Origin of the sequence: Nostoc sp. JL31, from assembly GCF_017114965.1 — a bacterium.
Classification (GTDB): domain Bacteria; phylum Cyanobacteriota; class Cyanobacteriia; order Cyanobacteriales; family Nostocaceae; genus Nostoc; species Nostoc punctiforme_A.
Window position 1 is genome coordinate 93,092 of record NZ_JABXKO010000085.1, and the last position, 19,564, is coordinate 112,655.

Annotated in this window: 9 protein-coding genes; 4 read left to right on the forward strand and 5 right to left on the reverse strand. The window is 40.9% G+C overall.

What is annotated here, in order from left to right; all coding sequences use genetic code 11:
- The first annotated feature begins 130 nt into the window (after positions 1 to 130).
- Positions 131 to 1,939, forward strand: coding sequence for an endonuclease (locus HWQ43_RS19785; RefSeq protein WP_292737200.1), 1,809 nt, complete (start codon positions 131 to 133; stop codon positions 1,937 to 1,939).
- Positions 1,940 to 1,960: 21 nt separating this feature from the next.
- On the opposite strand, the gene HWQ43_RS19790 is transcribed toward HWQ43_RS19785, so the two are convergent.
- Both HWQ43_RS19790 and HWQ43_RS19795 read right to left on the reverse strand, forming a co-directional pair.
- Positions 1,961 to 3,040 carry a hybrid sensor histidine kinase/response regulator gene (locus tag HWQ43_RS19790; protein ID WP_292737202.1) on the reverse strand — a complete coding sequence of 360 codons (1,080 nt, stop codon included), beginning with the start codon at positions 3,038 to 3,040 and terminating at the stop codon, positions 1,961 to 1,963.
- Positions 3,041 to 3,052: 12 nt separating this feature from the next.
- A complete protein-coding gene (locus HWQ43_RS19795; RefSeq protein ID WP_292737204.1) occupies positions 3,053 to 8,836 on the reverse strand; it encodes a PAS domain S-box protein in 5,784 nt (1,927 codons plus the stop codon).
- A gap of 862 nt (positions 8,837 to 9,698) precedes the next feature.
- On the opposite strand from HWQ43_RS19795, the gene HWQ43_RS19800 reads away from it, so the two are divergent.
- From HWQ43_RS19800 to HWQ43_RS19810, 3 genes are all read left to right on the forward strand, one after another.
- Positions 9,699 to 13,037, forward strand: coding sequence for a PAS domain S-box protein (locus tag HWQ43_RS19800; RefSeq protein WP_292737206.1), 3,339 nt, complete (start codon positions 9,699 to 9,701; stop codon positions 13,035 to 13,037).
- Between the two features lie 274 nt (positions 13,038 to 13,311).
- Positions 13,312 to 14,046, forward strand: coding sequence for a response regulator (locus tag HWQ43_RS33850; protein WP_366932864.1), 735 nt, complete (start codon positions 13,312 to 13,314; stop codon positions 14,044 to 14,046).
- A gap of 269 nt (positions 14,047 to 14,315) precedes the next feature.
- On the forward strand, positions 14,316 to 15,407 hold the full coding sequence (locus HWQ43_RS19810) for a response regulator (RefSeq protein ID WP_292737208.1): 1,092 nt from the start codon (positions 14,316 to 14,318) through the stop codon (positions 15,405 to 15,407).
- 352 nt (positions 15,408 to 15,759) lie between these two features.
- On the opposite strand, the gene HWQ43_RS19815 is transcribed toward HWQ43_RS19810, so the two are convergent.
- The 3 genes from HWQ43_RS19815 to HWQ43_RS19825 form a co-directional block, all read right to left on the reverse strand.
- Positions 15,760 to 17,064: a dihydroorotase gene (locus HWQ43_RS19815; protein WP_292737211.1), complete on the reverse strand. Its 1,305-nt coding sequence runs from the start codon at positions 17,062 to 17,064 to the stop codon at positions 15,760 to 15,762.
- 190 nt (positions 17,065 to 17,254) lie between these two features.
- Positions 17,255 to 18,607 (reverse strand): histidine phosphatase family protein, encoded by a 1,353-nt coding sequence (locus HWQ43_RS19820; RefSeq protein ID WP_292737213.1) that lies wholly within the window; start codon positions 18,605 to 18,607, stop codon positions 17,255 to 17,257.
- Between the two features lie 391 nt (positions 18,608 to 18,998).
- Positions 18,999 to 19,352, reverse strand: a complete 354-nt coding sequence (locus HWQ43_RS19825; RefSeq protein ID WP_292737215.1) for a hypothetical protein — start codon at positions 19,350 to 19,352, stop codon at positions 18,999 to 19,001.
- Positions 19,353 to 19,564 lie beyond the last annotated feature (212 nt).

Here is a 19,564-nt window from a genome sequence, read left to right on the forward strand (position 1 = left end):
TCTGACTTATTGATGAGTATATGAAAGTTTTTCCCAAGAGATTGCAAATTTTACCCAATCTAAAACTTTTCTTAACTGAACTGTATTAAGAAGAAGACTAATCTTGAAAGTACCTTCATGAGAAGAGAGAATGACATTAATCAAATTGCTACTACTTAGTATTGTTTTTATCTTCTTTGGATGGATTAGTCCACTGCAAGCTAGTTCAATAGCTCAATTGCCAACTCCTTTACCTGTAGTTGCACAACGTGAAACTACATCTCTGCAAAATTCACAGGATGTATTGACTGTTGCAACTTTTAATGTCGAGAATTTAGACCCGAAAGATCGGCGCTTTGATAATATTGCCAAAATTATTGGCAATAATTTGAACGCACCAGATGTCATTAGTTTAATTGAAGTTCAGGATAACAACGGCCCAACCAATGATAACGTTATGAATGCAAATCAGACTTACCAAAAACTGATTGCTGCGCTCAAAAACATCGATAGTCCAGCATACGACTTTGTTGATATTCCGCCCAGTGACGATGCAGATGGTGGAGAACCTGGAGGCAATATTCGTGTCGGTTTCTTGTTTCAACCCAGCCGAATAACTCTAGCAAAAGCGCCCCAAAAAGGCGGTTCATTAGATGCTGTGACTATTACTCAAGGTTCAAATGGTGTTGATTTATCGCTGAATCCAGGTCGGATTGACCCCACGAATGCTGCTTTCGATGAAAGCCGTAAGCCACTTGTAGCAGAATTTATTTTTAACGATCAAAAACTATTTATCATTGCTAATCACTTTGTTTCCAAGCTTGGAGGTTCTCCCGGCGATGTTAAACGAGTGAAACAAGCCGAAATCGTGAATGAATTCGTCACGCAACTACTACAAGCTGACCCGCAAGCCAAAGTAATTGTATTGGGTGATTTAAACGATTTACCAGATTCCCTAACTCTGAAAGCCTTGAAGGGTAACATTCTGGAAAATCTGACGGAGCGTTTACCTCAAAGCGATCGCTTTAGTTTTAAATTCAAGGGAAATCCTCAACTTATTGACCATTTGTTAGTCAGTAAAAATCTTTCTAGTGTTGCTCAACCCGAAATTGACATTGTGCATGTAAACGTTGGCTTTAATAGGCCTGTCAGCGACCATGATCCTGTAATTGCAGCGTTTACATTACCTGTTAACCAGTCCACCTCTGACACCATTCCTCCCGTTGTCCAACCCATTCCGACTCCTGTAAGTGATTCTGCGATTATCTTGCCTCAACTATCCAAAGTTGCTTTAGTTGACGAACTAGCTAAGAAGTATACGCCAAGCAAAACTTTGAATTACGATCGCGCAAGAGACGAAATGTTTGGAGTTATTGATAATCAAGCAGGTATTGTGACAGACATTTATGCCAGTTATCCAATTCGTTTAATTGGTAATGGCGATCCTAGTCAGGAAGCTGACAAACTAGGACTGAATACTGAACATGTTTGGCCGCAAAGTAAAGGGGCTGACAAAGGTAATGCCAGAAGTGACCTTCATCATCTATTTCCTGCACGAGCAAATATTAATAGTGAGCGAGGCAATAAACCTTTCGACGATATAGCCGATACAACTACTAAGAAATGGTATCGAAATGATACTGTTCAATCTACAATTCCTAATAGTGGAATCGATGAGTTTAGCGAATTAGCATCTTCTAAATTTGAGCCTAGAGAGAAAGTAAAAGGTGATATAGCCAGGGCAATTTTCTACTTTTACACGATTTATCGACAGCAGGCTGAGACAGTGGACTCAAATTATTTTCAGAATCAGCGTCAAACTTTGTGTAAATGGAATCAGCAAGACTTACCTGATACTACTGAAATAGAACGGAATCGGGCGATCGCTAGATTTCAAGGTAATGATAATCCCTTCGTGCTAGATATGACATTAGCAGACCGGGCATACTGTAATTCTTAAATGCAGTAACTTGAGAGTTAATTATTCATTTTTGATTAGTACAGTGAAGATACTACCATTTGGATAATTATCTTCGATGGTAATTGTACCAGAATGCGCCTCGATCGCCATTTTGCAAAAAGCCAATCCTAAACCAATTTGCGAAACTTCTGGCATCGGAGTGCCAACTTCGTACTTCTCGAAAATAATTTGTCGTAACTCCAAACTTACTCCCGAACCAGAATCAGCGACTTGCACTTTTGCACCACCTGCTGCTAAATACTCTCCCCGTAGAGTCACTTGAGACTTGGATGGGGAGAACTTAATGGCATTGGAGAGCAAATTATCCAACACTCGACGAAAAACAACTACATCTACTGCAACAATGCCACCAGGTTCGGGTAGTTCAGGTATCAGGGTCAGGTTCTTTTGATTAGCGATCGCCTCAATATCTGCCAATGCTGACATACACAGCGTATAAAGGTCTACTTCTGTATAATTGAGAACCATTTTCCCAGATTCCAGCTTTGCCATGATCAGCAAGCTATCAATCAATGATTGTAGTTGTTGTGCAGCACGTAAAATTTGATCGACTTTTCCTTGCTGTTGTTCAGGTGATAAATTTGGCAACCGCAGAATCTCTGTGCCTAAGACAATACTGGTAAGTGGATTTCGCAAATCGTGCACAATCATATTTACCATGTCTTCTTGCAGTTTGAGCAATACTTGCATCCTGTCGTATTGCTGCTTAATCCGCAACATGGAATGAACTCTGGCTCGTAATTCCACACCATTGACGGGTTTACTAATGAAGTCATCTGCACCCGCTGCCAGACATCGAGCCAAATCTTCTTTATCAGTTAATGCTGTCACGATAATGATCGGCACTGCTTGCCATTGTGGATCGGCTTTGATGCGTTGGCAGACTTCCATCCCATCGAGATCGGGCATCATCACATCTAATAAAATCAGATCGGGCTGAAAAGTATCGAGGCGATTGAGAGCTTGTTGACCACTAGGAGCGTAGTATAGCTGGTAGTTTTCACCATCGAGCAAGGTTTCAACAACGTCAAAGTTATCGGGTTCATCATCGATCACTAAAATAGAGGGTTGACTATCCATTGAGAATTTCCGCTACCTACCTAAAAATTGTTGAATTGTGGTTACAAGGTGTTTCAGTTTTACGGGTTTGGTCAAATATTCGTTAGCTCCAGCCGCGAAACAAGTTTCGCGATCGCCGGGCATAGCTAACGCCGTTAGTGCAATTATCGGAATATGCGCAAATTGTTGATCGTTGCGGATGTGGCGGATTGCTTCCAAGCCATCCATTCCCGGCATTTGAATGTCCATCACAATTAAGTCGGGGCATTTAACTCTCACAAGCTCAATAGCTTGCTGTCCATTGTTCGCCAAAATGAAATGATACCCTCGACTTTCAAGATAAGCGGACATCGTATCAATATTTGGTTGATTATCTTCTGCCAGCAAAATCAAAGGAGTGTCCAGAAAGACTTCTGGCACTACAATTAGATTTGGCGAGTCAGAACGGGTAGGATGTTGTAGTTTCTCTATAGTTGCCTGAAGTTGAGCGCGGTTAATGGGTTTGACCAGATATTCAAACGCTCCCTGAGCCAGCCCTTTACTATGCTCATCCACCACTGAAATGATGATCGTTGGAATATCTTTGGTTTTTGGATTGGTCTTGAGTTGATTTAGCACCTCCCAACCCGATAGATTCGGTAGTTGCAGATCGAGAATGATTACAGCAGGTTGAACTCGCAGCACTTCTTCTACGGCTCCTTCACCTTGGGGATAAATGCTAGATTGCATTCCCATCTCGCTGAAGTAACGAGTAATCTGATCGGCTGCCGCCACAGAATCTTCGATAATCAAAACTTGAGCATTTTCAGCAAGTAAAGGATAGCTGGGTAATGGAGTCGTTACCTGCGTCCTGAGAACATGATCGCTGGTATGGTAGGGAATACGGACGGTAAAACAACTTCCCTTGCCAACTTCACTGCTAACTAAGACTGTTCCTCCATGTAGGGTAATAATCTTTTTTACCAGTGCCAAACCTAGACCAGTGCCACTGTACTGGCGGTTAAGGCTGCTGTCAAGCTGGATAAAAGGCTGAAACAGCTTGCCAATTTCTTCAGGGGCAATACCAATGCCGGTGTCAGTGATATGAAAGCAGAGATTTGGGGAAGATGAGGAAGACAAGGAAGACAAGGAAGAATTTACTTCCCCTGCTCCCCCTGCCTCCCCTGCCCCCCTGCTCCCCTGCTCCCCCGCCCCTTCCAGCCGGACTTCTAACGTTATAGATCCCCGTTCTGGCGTAAACTTGACAGCGTTACTTAGCAGGTTGATCAGTACTTGACGCAGGCGGCGATCGTCTACTTGGATGCTGTAAATATTGTCAGAAATATGAGTAATAAGACGAATTTTTTTTTTCAAAGCCATCTGTTTGACAAAGGCAAGGCTGATATCACAGAGGTTCTGGACAGAAACATCACTTAGTTGCAGTTCCAGTTTGCCTGATTCGATTTTAGACAAGTCTAGAATGTCGTTGATTAGTTCTAGCAAATGTCTGCCACTGCGCTCAATAGTGGCGATCGCTTTTACTTGTCTTTCATTAATGGAGCCAAATACACTTTCTTGCAAGCCTTCTGACATACCCAAAATCGCATTGAGAGGTGTTCGCAGTTCATGGCTCATGTTTGCGAGAAATTCATCTTTGAGGCGAGTGGCGCGGGCAAGTTCCATATTTGCGTTAGCAAGCTGCTCATTCGTTTGCCGTAATTGTGCTTCGGCTTGTTTGCGTTCTGTGATATCTTCGTGAGATACTAGTATGCCAATCACCTCTCCTGCGCTATTGGTCAGGGGAACTTTATTAGTTCGTAGCCAGAGTTGTTCGCCATTAGCCCCTTCAAATGGCTCTTCATAGCCTAGTTTAGGTGTTCGGGTGTTCATCACCATCATATCGTCTGCACAGTAGAGGTGTGCTAACTTTGCCCAAGGTAATTCAAAATCGGTCTTGCCGATAATGTCATCGGTTGTCAGTTGAAAATGGCGGATAAATGCTGGATTGCAACCAATAAACCGCGATTGGCGGTCTTTCCAGAAAACACGTTGCGGAAATGTATCTAGTACCGTTTGCAGCATTTTACGTGATTCTTCCAGTTCTTGCGCGGTTTGTTTGCGTTCACGTAGTGCAGCTTGCTGTTCGCGGATATCAAATAGGGTGGTGCGGCTGTATAGATAGTTACCCAGAGCATCCTTGACAGCAGTAGCGCTTACCAGCACTGGGAAAACTGTGCCATCTTTACAAACCATGTCAAGTTCCAAATTCTTCAACGAACCCTGCTTTTTGAAGTGAGGATAGTTTTGCGCGAAGGACAAGCGACTGGCTTGAGTGAAAAAATTTACCAGGGTTTGGCCAATCATTTCTTCACGGGTATAACCCAACCATTGCAGTTCAGTCTCGTTGACCTTAAGCAATCGGCCTTCGCTGTCGAGGGAATGGTAGCCACAGGGAGCATTATTGTACAAATCTTCGACCTCATGGGCATATTTCGCCAATGCCTCTTGTGCCTGTTTCCGTTCGCTGATATCAGTGATCCGGACTAGATGCATAGTACGTCCGGCTACAGTAATGGGCTTGGCTGCAATGTTTCCCCAGAAAATTTTACCCTGAAGAGTCACATATTCAATCTCTAGGCTCCAGACACCTTTTGACTGCATAGCTCTGACGATCGCATCTGTTTCGCTGGTAGTGAATGGACGCAGTTGGAGTGTCTGCCCATTGATATTGACTAATTCAGCTTTGTCAACTGCCTCAAACATTTCTACTGCTCGCCGATTGCAATCTAGGGTGAGCAGGGTTTGCGGATCGACTAGAAAGATGGCATCGGCAGATTCGTTAAAAATTGCTTCTCGTAAATCTCTGTTGTGGATCAGTTCCTCTTCGGCTTGTTTGCGATCGCTGATATCATAGTTAACCCCAATCATCCGTACAGGTTCACCCTGCTGGTCACGTTTGAGAATACCGTAGCCTTTGAGAAAACGAATTTCTCCACTTGATTGAATGATGCGGAACTCGACATTATATTCTTGATTTCCTTGTATAACTTGCTCCATAGTTTCCAGCAGATAAGGGCGATCTTCCGGGTGTAGGCAGTTAAACCAAGCATCAAAAGAACCGTTAAAATCAGTTTTGCTCACTCCATACAGTTCGTACATTCGATCGTCCCAAATCTGCCTTGCTTGGACGAAATCATATTCCCAAATACCAAATCCTCCAGAGCGAATGGCTATGGCTAGCCGTTCGGAGAGGTGATGCAACTGTTCTTCAGCAAGTTTACGATCGCTGATATCTGTCAGTGTGCCGATGTAGCCAATAATGGTGTCGTTGGTGTTAATTTCGGGTAGCACTTGGACATAAAACCAGTTGATACTGCCATCTGGGCGTAGATGCCTGCCCTCACTCTGATAGAATTCCCTTGGGTCAACATGTCCTTGGTCAAATTTTAGAGACCATTCTCTCCCCAAACGCTCGGCGTCTTCTGGGTGCAAAGCCTGTATCCACCCCATCCCCAATGCTGCCTGTGTTGGTCTACCAGTCATCTCACTCCAGCGATCGTTAGCATAGATGCAGTTACCAAAGGCATCCAGCCGGAAAATAGCTACAGGAGCCGCTTCTGCCAGATGTGCATAACGGAGTTCGCTGTCTCGAAGGGCTGTCTCTATTTGTTTTTGCTGGGTAATATCTTTGGCAATACCTAGAAAACCGATATTGTGTCCTTCTAGATCCTGGAGGATTTTCACCGACAAAAATACAGGGAACCGCGAGCCATCTTTACGAATGTAAGTCCATTCGTTTTCATAGGTGCTTCCGTCTTGAGTGACGATAGTAAAAAATTCCCTACCAGGTGCAATTTCCCTACCCAATTCCAACGAGAGTTCTGCTGCGCGTTGGTTGAGTTCTTCCGGGTCGTGAAATGTAGTTGGACTTATTTGCCGAACAACTTCATCTGCTGTGTAACCCAACATTTTCTGAGCAGCTGCGTTGAAGGTTTGGATGCCATTTGAGTTATTAGAAATAATCGCATAGTCAGTACCATCTAAAATGGCTTGCTGCAAATTAGCGATCGCTAACAATTGAGCTTCTGCCTGTTTGCGCTGTGTAATGTTAATATGGCAACCAATCATCCGCAAGGGATTGCCGTCTCGATCCCACGCAATGATGCGACCGGAACAAATGACCCAAACGGTAGAACCATTTTTATGTCGATATCTCACCTCATTGTAAAAGGGGATTTGTCCGCGACTTTGGACGTGTTGTTCAAAAAGTTCCAGAACACCCGGTAAATCTTCGAGAAAAATCAGGTGTTGCCAGATCTCTGGTGTATTTGGCAATTCACGATCTTCGTAGCCTAACATCTGCTTGAAGGTTAAGCTCAAGTACTCCTGATTGCCGGGAATATCCCAGTCCCAGTAACCTGCTAGGACTACTTCGAGAATTTGCTCCAGAAGACGTAATTCAATTTGCAGCATTTGGGCACGCCGCTGCTCTTCCTCTGAGAGCTTGCGTTCTGTGATATCTATTAGCACGCCCAGCATTCGCAATAGTTGTCCTGTTGCGTCGTAAACTCCCCGTCCTTTTGCCGATACCCAATGAATGCTGCCATCTTGCCAGACAACTCGGTATTCCACAGCATAATCGGTTTGGGTGGCGATCGCCTGCCTCAGTTGCGGCTCAACCCATTCCCGATCCTCTGGATGTAGTTGATTGAGCCACTTTTCATAAGTCCAGTTCACATCACTCAGATCGGAACCAAAACAGCGAATTGCATTCTCACTAGCAAATATTTGATGGGTGATTGGGTTCCATTCCCAATAGCCAATACCAGCAAAACTCAGGGTAAGCTTGAGTTTCTCTTCGCTAGCTTTTAGGGCTGCTTCTGTCCGTTGGCGTTCTGCCAGTTCTGCCTGTAATTGCTGATATGCACTTCCCTGTTGAATGGCGATCGCTATTTGCACCGCTAGTTGATCCAACAAATCTAGTTCTACTGATTGCCAATGACGAGGCGCGCTACATTGGTGAGCAATTAATAATCCCCATAATTGCTCTTTGACCAAAATGGGTACTACCAGATTGGCTTTGACTTCAAATTGTTCTAGAAGCTGCAAATGACAATTCGTTAAACCAGCCTGATGAATATCGTCGATTGCTCGTTTTTTCCCTTGGCGATAGTCACTTCCGGCTCCCTTTTGAAAGCAGGTGTCCAAAATCTGCTGCCCCAAAGCCACAGTCCAACCTGGAAGCACTGACTCCGCCTTAATTGTGCCGCTCATATCCGGCTGAAATTGAAAAACAAGTACTCGGTCTACTCTCAAAAACTGTCGCACTTCTGTTGCTATAGTAGGCAGAATCTCTTCTAGTTTGAGAGACTGACGAATCCGTAAGGCGATCGCAGCAATCAGTTGTTGTTGTTCCCAACTTTGTTCTAACTGTCGAGCCAAATCCATCCGTTCAATGGCATGATGAATTGCACCTTGAAGAACTTCAGATGTGAGTTTCTTTTTAACGAGATAATCTTGTACACCACTTTTCCTGCCACGGACACCAGTAATTTCATGCCCTTCTCCTGTCAGCATAATCACAGCAGTTTGGGTATTGCTATGGCATTCCCGAAACTGCTGAATAAATTTCAGCCCATCACCATCGGGTAACAAAAAATTCAGCAAAATGATATCTGGTATCTCCTGTTGACACCATTTCAGCGCTGGCGTTCCCGTCTCAAATTCCAAAAAGCGGTAGGTATACAGGCTGTCTTGCTCCAAAAAGCGACGATATGCTTCCCGATCTTCAGTGCAATCATCAATTAGCAGGATCGTGAGGCAAGAAGGATGACTCATAAGTTAAAAATATAAACGCGATCGCGTTTCAAAAAAATTATAGCTCGATATCACCTTGTTAATAGCTTGATGTAAATCTAATTACGTTTAGACAAGAAAAATATAGAACAGGCAAAATACCTGAAATATCTTTATATTGCCCTTCAGCGCGATGTATTGCCCAAATACCTGAAAATTTTTGCACTTTAATCGCTTTACGACTGGGTGTTATTAACGAGTGGGATTCGCAATTTTACCTAAACAACTCCTCAGAGCTTCAGTAAATTTGCAGTCTTCAAAATTCATCCATTAATGGCCGCCAGAATAACGCTCAAACCTCTGTTTTGTAGTGATTTTTATCATCAGCTAGATTGTTTTAAAGTTTCACATTATCGATTTTATTGGCTTGTTCTGTACCGTTATTCTATAAAATCTCCTCTATCCTACGGACAATTTAGAGTTGCGACTCAGTATTTCTTCAGCAATTCAAAATAGCGATTCAAGTAAATACTCTCAATTTAATCAGAAAAAAAATTCCTGTTTTTCCTCGATTACATTTTAATTTAAATCCTTAATACTAAAACTATTACAAACAATATTTTCTAGAAATGATTTGTTTATAGCCACTTCAGTGTATTTAAAATTTCAGGCTTAAGTCCAATCGCAAAAGGAGTTTTAACCTAATGTCACTAGCAGGTATAGAGCGTCGGTTACAGCATAAACTAGACCTTAAAAGGCTGTGAATCACAAATAGTAAAGGGGCTTATTAAAAATAATATAAAAAAATAATCATAGAAAACACTGATGCTTTTTAGTGAATTATCAGTAAAAATATTATTTTCCTCTTTTTTAAAGATAATTTTATTCCAGGCATCTATACGTAATGTTCATTAACTCTATCATTTCTGATAATTTACAACAGACTATCATTCGTCATCCGCTTATTGTTAGCTCTGAGATGATGCTTCCAGATGTAATTGCACTAATCAATGAAGCATCAGGTAATCATGATAGCTTGCCAATCAAACATAGCAATTATTTGCCTAACCCAGGTAAAGATATAGCTAGCAACACATCTCAAGCCACCAGTTGTGTTTTAGTTCTAGAAAACTCACAGTTGGTGGGGATAATTACACAACAAGATTTAATTAAGCTCACAGCACAAGGTAAAAATCTAGAGGGTATCAGTGTTGCCCAAGTGATGATCAGAGAGTTAATAACATTGAGGTTAAGAGATTTTAAAGATGTTTTTACTGCGTTACATTTGCTGAGGAAAAATCGGATTTGTCATCTGCCTATTGTTGGAGATCAAGGAGAATTAATTGGATTAGTGACTCCTAGCAGTCTGCTGGCAGTTTCTATTCTACAAGCGGAACTTTACAATCATACACGAGTTAAACTTGTAGAACGCCAGAAAATCGAGGCAGAACTGCGATTGGAGCGTAATTTTGTTTCTACCGTTTTGAATCTAGCAGACGCTCTGGTTATAGTACTAGATTGCCAGGGAAAAATTGTTCGCTTTAATCATACTTGCGAACAAGCTACAGGTTACGCATTTGATGAAGTTAAAGGAAAACTTGTTTGGGATGTGCTGCTGTTACCTGATACAACAAAATGTATCAAAGATATTTTTCAAAATTTAGCAGAGAGAGAATTTCCTCAACGTTACGAAACTTATTTAGTTACTAAAGATAGTGCTAGCCGCTTAATTTCTTGGTCAAATAAGGTCTTACTGAATCGGGATAATCAAGTTGATTATATCGTCTGTACAGGCATTGATATTACTGAAAGCCGAAAAGCACAAGAGGAACTCCAGCAGACTCGCAACTTTTTACAGTCGATGATTAATAATCTGCCTGTAGCCGTTTTTGTTAAAGATGCCAAACCAGAAAGTTTTGGGACAGTCAAGCTCTGGAATCATACCTGTGAAAATATTTTTGGTATTACAGCAGAGCAGGCTATTGGCAAAACAGATTACGAATTATTCCCGAAAGAACAAGCAGACTTTTTCTGTCAAAAAGACCTAGAAAGTTTTGCTAGTGGTGTACCTCAAGATATTTCTGAAGAACCTATTGACAGCCCTCGTTTTGGCAGAAGAATTTTACACATGACTAAAATTCCTTTGTATGACAAAAACCAACAACCCGAATATCTGTTATGTATTTCCGAGGACATTACAGAATATAAACGAGCAGAAAAAAATCTGCAACAAGCAAAAGAGCAATTACAAACGGTTTTAGATGCAGTACCTGGGTTTGTTTCTTGGGTAAATGATGATGGATATTATTTAGGAGTTAATCGCCATTTAGCTGAAAGTTTTAACTTGACTCCCGATGCTTTTGTTGGTCAAGAATTGGGGTTTATGGAAAACAGCCCGCAATTTACAGAATTTATGCATGAGTTTTTAGATAGGCAAGATGTAGCAGATTCTAAGGTTATCGATGTCCAAATTAATGATACAATATGCAATTATTTGCTCGTAGCTCAAAAATATCAACAAAACACAGCCGCCGTTGCAATCGGAATCGATATTACAAAACACAAACAAGCTGAAATAGCCTTACGAAGTTTGATAGAAAGTACAGCTTCTACGACTGGACGTGATTTTTTTCCAGCATTAGTTGAACATATTTCTTCTACTTTAGATGTCCGTAACACCTTAGTGAGTGAGTTAATTGATGAGCAAGCTCACACTTTAGGATTTTGGTCTGATGGGCAGTTACAACCCAATATTTGCTATGACCCAAAATCAACTATATGTGAAATTTTGCTCAAGCAAGGATTTTACCACTGTAGTTCGAGAATTCATCAACTCTTTCCTAATGCGAAAAGATTAGCTGCTATGGAAGCAGAAAGTTCTATGGGAGTTATTTTGAGTGATGATTTTGGTCAACCAATTGGCTCACTATGCATAGTAGATGACAAACCCATACCTGACCAACATAAATTTGAAGGAATTCTCAAAGTATTTGCAGCCAGAGCATCTGCTGAACTGCAAAGACAACGAGCGCAAGAAGCTTTACAAAAACTCAATCAAGATTTAGAAGTCAGGGTTAAGCAACGCGCTTTAGACTTACAACAAAGTGAGGCAGAACTTAGAGCTATTTTTAATCAAGCAGCAGTGGGAATTAAACTAGAAACTTTAGATGGTGATTTTCTGAAAGTTAATCAAAAGTTGTGTGAAATTTTAGGCTACAGCCAAGAAGAAATACTAAAGAAAAACTTTAGAGATATCACACATCCAGAAGATATACAAATCCATCTCAATCAGTTGCAAAAATTAATAGCAGGAAAGCTAGAAACATTCTCCATAGAGAAGCGCTATTTACATAAAAATGCTGATGTAATTTGGATAAATCTAACGGTTTCTCTAATTCGAGATCCGATTGGTAAACCCATTTACGTGATCGGTGTAGTTAAAGATATACGCGAGCGCAAACAAGCTGAAGAAAATATTTGTAAAGCTTTAGTAAAAGAAAAAGAACTCAGTGAGTTAAAATCTCGTTTCATTTCTATGACCTCCCACGAGTTCCGAACTCCTTTAGCTGTGATTGCTTCCTCTGCTGGAATCTTAAAAAGTTTTAGCCATAAACTAGATGAACAACAAAAGCAGAAACATCTCCAGTGTATTCAAACTTATGTTCAACACACTACTCAACTATTAGATGATATTTTGCTAATTAATAAGGCTGAAGCTGGAAAATTAGCATTTGAACCAACTTGTATTAATTTGATTAATTTCTGTCGTTCTTTGGTAGAGGAAATTCAACTAAGTTCTCCCAACCATACCCTAGTTTTTGCTCCTCAATATTTGGGTGATTCATCAACAGATGATCGCTTTATGGCTTGTATAGACAAGAAACTTTTGCGACAAATACTGAGCAATTTGCTTTCAAACGCTGTCAAATATTCACCAGACGGTAGCAATGTTGAAATTGATTTATTAGTTCAAGATAAAAGCGCAGTTTTTCTAATTCAAGATGAGGGTATTGGCATTTTACCAGAGGAGCAACAGAACTTATTTGAACCATTCTACCGAGCTAGTAATGTTGGGAATACGCCAGGAACTGGATTAGGCTTGGCAATAGTCAACAATTGTATAGACCTTCATAGAGGAATAATTATCTTCGCTAGCCAGGTCGGAGTTGGTACGACATTTAGGGTAGAACTACCACTAATGATAAGTGACTTACTGCACGAAAAATATCTAATGTGTTATTAGTAAATAATTTTAGGGAACAATAAACTGCGGGATATTGTTTGGAATCTGAACCTCGTCCATGTTGAAACCTGGAGTTTTGAATTATTCTGTTGTGTCATTGTGACGAAGGAAGCAATCACAAAACTTTGCTAAAAAACTACAGTTCTCAAGTTAAACGAGGATTAATGTAAATTCCCAAGTTGGTTAAGCTGAATAATCAGTTCTAGTCACTGCATTTACTGCGTCTATAGATATCACAAAACTGCCTAGTAAAAATCACTATTGAAATAAGTCAATGAACAAAAAAATATTAGTAATTGAAGATGAAGTCCAAATTTGTTCAAATATTCAACAGATTTTAACTTTCTCCGATTTTAATACTATTACTGCAAATAATGGCTTAGAAGGATTACGACTTGCTAAAACAGAACAACCAAACCTTATATGTTGTGACGTTATGATGCCTGAACTTGACGGTTACGGTGTACTGACAGCCTTACGCCAAGACCCAGTAACTGAATCTATCCCAGTAATTTTTCTGACTGCAAAAGTAGACCGTGGTGACTTACGCCAAGGTATGGAGTTAGGAGCCGATGATTACCTGACAAAACCTTTCTCTATGGAAGAACTTTTGAAGGCAATTAACGTCAGATTAAATCGCGTAGAAAAACCAACTTTAATCAAACAACAATATGAACACGAACATCAACAAAATACTAATTTGAAACAGCAGATAGAGACAAATTCACAAAAATTACAAGAGAGCCAACACCTGGCAGAAATATGCAATGAGGTTTTACAAAAACTTTTACAAGATTTAGGCAACCCCCTTTCAAATATCAATATGGCAATCTATATGCTGAAAAAAGCTCAATCAGATATTGAGCGCGATCGCTACTTGAATATCCTACAACAAGAGTATGCTAGAGAAATTATGTTTTTGAATGAAATGAAGAACTTACAAACATTACTAACCCCAGAAAATGCCAAGCTTTTGCAAAAGTTTAATATGCTTAACCATAGCAAATAATATATTTTAGAAAAAAATGTTGAAATATTTCAGCGTTTATACTTAGGGCATGAATCTGATTCTGCGGTATTATTGAAAATTAATTTTTATTGTTTAGCAAGATAAGCCTTGTATGGATATAGCGTTTTCTAAGCAACTGAAGTACACCCAAATCTTGTTTCCCAAGGTTAGTAGCTTTAAAAGCGTATCTCACCAGGTCGAAAATTGCTATACCATCTCATGCTAGACCAATAACATAAAATTGATATTTTTATCTTTAGTAATCATAGATGAACACAATTTTAATTATAGAAGATGAACCTCAAGTCAGGGGAAACATTCAGGAAATTTTACAGCTTTCTGATTTTGAAACTTTGATAGCTGCAAACGGCAAGATTGGATTAGAAATTGCTCAAGCCAAATTACCAGATTTAATTATCTGTGACATTATGATGCCTGAATTAGATGGTTATAGCGTGCTGTCTGCTTTACGCAAAAATGAAGCAACTATCAATATTCCTTTAATATTTGTTACTGCTAAAGCAGATCGTTCAGATTTTCGTCAGGGAATGGATTATGGGGCTGATGATTATTTGACTAAACCGTTTACTCCTGAAGAACTACTCAGTGCGATCGCTTCTCGTCTTGATAAACACGCTTTAGTTGAGCGCCAAACTCAAGCCAAACTAGACGAACTCAGAATGAATATTGCTCACTCATTACCTCACGAACTGAATACGCCTTTAAATGGTATTCTCGGTATGTCACAGTTGTTAATAGAAAGTTGTGGCATCATGCCTGGCTCTGAAGAAGTTGAAATTGCAGAATTAATTTACACATCTGCCAATCGCCTGAATAGATTAGTTCAAAGGTTTTTATTATATAGTAATCTGGAATTAATATCTAAAAACCCCGAAAAAGTCCGTCAAATTCAAGAGAAAAAAGATAAATGTCTTGCTGAGAAAATTATTAGTGAAGTGGCTCTAAAAAAAGCTACAGAAAACTGTAGACAAAAAGATTTAAAGCTGGATATCCAAGAATCTCCAGTACAATTATCACAAGAAAATTTGAGTATTCTGATTGAAGAATTACTGGAGAATTCTTTTAAATTCTCTTTGCCAAGCAGCGAAATTCAAGTTCTGAGTAAGATAGAAGGTAATAAATTTAATTTGTCTGTAATTGATAATGGCAAAGGTATGGCAATTGAAGAGATTAATAACATTGGAGCTTTTGTACAATTTAATCGAAAGTTATGGGAACAACAAGGTTCTGGCTTAGGGCTGGCTATTGTTCAGCATATAGTTAAATTATATGGTGGTGAATTTACAATTGCTAGCATTCCTGAAAAAGGAACTATTGTAAGTGTTAGTTTGCCTTGCTAGGAGATGCTTATAGGGATCATCTCACCTTTGCAAATATACCAGGCGATTAGAAATCGCGGCTACACAAACTTTCGTCCGCCTACGCGAACTCGAAGAATTTGAAACCCACGCAGGTGGTTTTTGTTTGTATAGCCGCGTACTCCTACGGAGAAGCAAGCTACGCATCAGCGTGCCGGAGGCTCTATTCCATTCGCCAAGGCAGGCGTGTTTTTACACTCATTGAGATGCTCCCTGCTTACAAATATAATTACAGCAAAATATAAATTTACAAAATAGCAATTCAGGGAGTAAAGGGAATCTATCTTAATCTTTTAGGGGATTAGTTATATTCCGTAGTTTGAAGTACGCTTTTTCAACACCAGGTTTGCACAACATGACCCTTCAACTGTTGTCCTAACCAAGGTGTATTTTGTGAAAGTGTATACAGACTTTTACGTTCGACTTTCCAGGTTTGCTGAGGATCAAATAAAGTAAGTTCCGCTGGTTGATGAGGTACGATCGCACTTACTTTTTGCCCTAAACACTCCGCTGGATTAGTACTCAATGCCCGCCATAATTCTAAAGCTGTAAATTCTTCAGTCTCAACGAGATATTGCCACAGCAAAGGTAATGCTAGCTCTAAACCAATAGCCCCAGCTGGTGCTTCGGCAAAAGCTTGGACTTTTTCTTCGTAGCTGTAGGGTGTGTGATCGATAGCGATCGCATCAATCGCACCTGCACGTACCCCTGCACGCAACGCCGCCACATCACTGGGACTACCTAAAGGCGGGTCTAAATGCAAGCTGGTGTGATAACTCTTAACTGCTTTGGTATCAAGTAAAAGGTGCATCCAGGTGGTGCTGGCGGTGATGGGTAAACCAGCCGCCTTAGCTGAAGCAATTAATTCCACGCTGCGAGCTGTAGAGACACGCATGATATGGACTGGTGTGCCGATGGTGGCAACCAATTCAAGCATAGCTGCGATCGCAGTAGTTTCAGCGCTGGCGGGGATTGGGGGTAAACCAAAACGCAGAGCATCTGTTCCTTCTCTCATTACACCATTTGCTGTTAACTGGCGATCGCTAGGCCAAAATGCGACTGGTTTGCCCAATGGCTGGAGATACTCTAACACTCGCCGCACCAGCGCCAAATTTTCTAAGGGCTTACCATCACTAAAACCAACAACTCCAGCAGACACTAAATCTGCCAATTCCGTCATCTGCTTTCCAGCAACATCTACGGTGATTGCACCCCAGATATGAAGCAGGGGAGCAGGGGAGCAGGGGAGCAGGGGAGACAAACTCTTCTCTGCCTTTCTGCCTCTCTGCCCCTCTGCCCTCTTCTGCTGCAACTGTGCCACAAGTGCAGGGCTATCAATAACTGGGGATGTATCGGGTAAAATGCTAACTCTAGTAAAGCCGCCAGCAGCAGCAGCTTGTAAGAAAGACGAAAGGGTTTCCCGTTCTTCAAAGCCAGGTTCACCAGAGTGGCTGTACAAATCTACTAATCCAGGGCCGAGAACTAATCCCTGACAATCTCTGATTTGAGTATCGGAACTGATGTCAGAAATGTGCGAAGCCACTTCTCGGATATAACCATCAGCAATCAGCACATCAAAGAGTTCATCAATTTCAGAAACAGGGTCAATCACTCGTACTTTTTGCAGCAGTTCAGTCATAAAAATTTTTAGTTATGAGTTAAGGGTTATGAGTCAAGAGTGAGAGTGAGAAGTTAGGAGTTAGGAGTTATGAGTTATTTGTTCCTCAATCATTGCTTCTAACTTTATTCCTCACTTCTAATTCCTTGCTTATAAATTTATTCGTAATTCCTAACTCCTCACTCAGCACTCAGCACTCAGCACTCAGCACTCACAACGCTCCCGCTGCTGTTTTATCTAGTACGCCTCCACCAAAGTGATAGGTGATGTTCATCGCTTGCAGTACTGGTAAACCATCGATTCCAGCAGGGTAGTCGATAACACTGACTGCACCATTACCCTGGCGAAAACTCCAGAAGTTTTCCAGCGATAAACCCAGAATATGACAAAGCAAGGTTTTGTTAGTAGCGTCATGAGCTACTACTAATACAGTTTTGAATTGATTATTTGATGCTGTTTGCAGAATTGATTGCCAAGCTGCAACGCTGCGCTCCCACACTTGTTGCAAATTCTCCCCTTCAGGCATTTGCACTTGCGTTGGTATCAGCCGCCATCGCTGTAACTCTCCCGGAAACTCTTGCTCTATCTCTGTTTCTAATTTTCCTTCCCAGAGACCATGACTGATTTCTCTTAAACCATCTTGCAATTCTAACTTGACATTAGGATGTTGTTTTAAGATAATCTCTGCTGTTTCTTTAGGGCGCAGCATTGTGCTACTTACAGCAAAATTAATCTCTACGTCTTGGAGAAATTCGCCTGCTTTTTGCGACTGTTGTCTACCGTTGTCGTTGAGGGGGACATCAATTTGTCCTTGAAACCTGGTTTGGCGATTCCAGTCAGTTTCACCGTGACGCACTAGTAACAATCGTACTCCTTGATGATCCGGTCGCAATGAGGGTAGAGTTTCTCCGGTGTGTTGCGTCTGATTTAAGGATTCTAGCTGGACTGGTTCGCCCAATCCGCCAGCAAAATTTAGTACGGTGATGCCACAGTTAGATTGCTGGATTGAGTGGTAGCGACTGGGAGGGATGCCTAACGCTGTGCTAATCAGGGCGCGATTAATTCCGTTATGTCCCACGATGAGAATAGTTTCGCCTTGATGTTGAGACAAAATTTCTTGCCAAAACTGCCGTGCTTGTTCGTATAAAGCAAGAACGGGAAAATGTTCTCTTGTCCCTTGTGCATCATTAAGCAGCATCCGCAGCTCGTCGGGGTGTTGATGCCAAGTGCGGTAATCTTCGGCAAATTTTTGCTTGACTTCAGAAGTTAGCAGTGCTTCCCATAAAGGTAGGTCGATTTCTAGCAGCAAATCAGCAGCTTGAACTACAGCAGATTGTTCAGCATGAGTCGCTAACTCACTATGGATAATATCTGCTGTGTGTTTCGCTCGTTGTAAGGGACTGCTGTAAATCGCATTAAATAAGATATTGCTGAGGGCTTTGCCTACTTTACTGGCATGGTTACGACCTTTTTCGGTTAATGTTGACGCATCAGTGCGTCCTTGGATACGCCGCTCGGTGTTATAACCGCTTTGACCGTGGCGCACAATGATGACACGAGTCATCTCAAAGGCCTCCTCTTATCTTGACGATTAATTTTACTGCAAAACGATTGCATAATTATCGACTCAGGAAGGCGGATTGAGTCAGGTGCAAAATTTTATTCTGGTAGAGGAGACAGGACGATTGGCTAAAACTGCCGTTGTCTGAACGATATTTTCTAGTAAAGCTGTTTTGATTTAAGTATAAATACAAGAGTGAAAATATTGTGCCTAGTACAATATCTAAGCTAGTAATGAAAAGTTTATAGTAAGAACTTTAGTGTTTAGAAAATTAAAGACTAAAGCGCTTACTACGAACTTGTTTACCTTACTAATTGAAACTTGACAGATTATTAGGAAAGATTTTGGGCAAGGCATAATTAATTAAAACTACAACGTCAGCCTTTATACCTGCTTACTCTCTTCCTATATCTAACTGTACTTGCAATCCATCATTGTCACTGCCTGACTGAGCCGGTGTTAAGAAAACTGAAGTGTCAGGCTGTGATAATGATTCGTTAAAGCGGATTTTGACTGGAGCTTTATTTTCTCTTCTATTATTGGTGGAAAGAGTTGCTGGATTAGTTTGCTCAAAAAAACTTCTAAAGTCATCCTGGGCTGTTTTCCGATCGATTCCAAGTAGAGAATCACTAGTTAATCTATATTGTCCGGGATTTGAGCTTGATGCTGGTGATTGAGCGTAGACTTGGCTTCCTAAGCTTGCAAAGGCTGCCGTAATCCCTAAGAAAGCAATAATTTTGGCGTTCATTTGTTTCATCCAAATTATTTTAATATTGCTTGTATATTATTCTCTGGGAAAAGTATTTTAATCAACTCTATGGTTAGGTTCAACTATAATAACAGTATTGCATAGATACTTAGCGTGTCAATGATTTTTGCTGTTTTAGGCATTAATAAGTTATAGCTTTGGCATCTCTTTGGAAGTTAGATTATCTGGTTAAGCTTCTTAGCGATCGCACC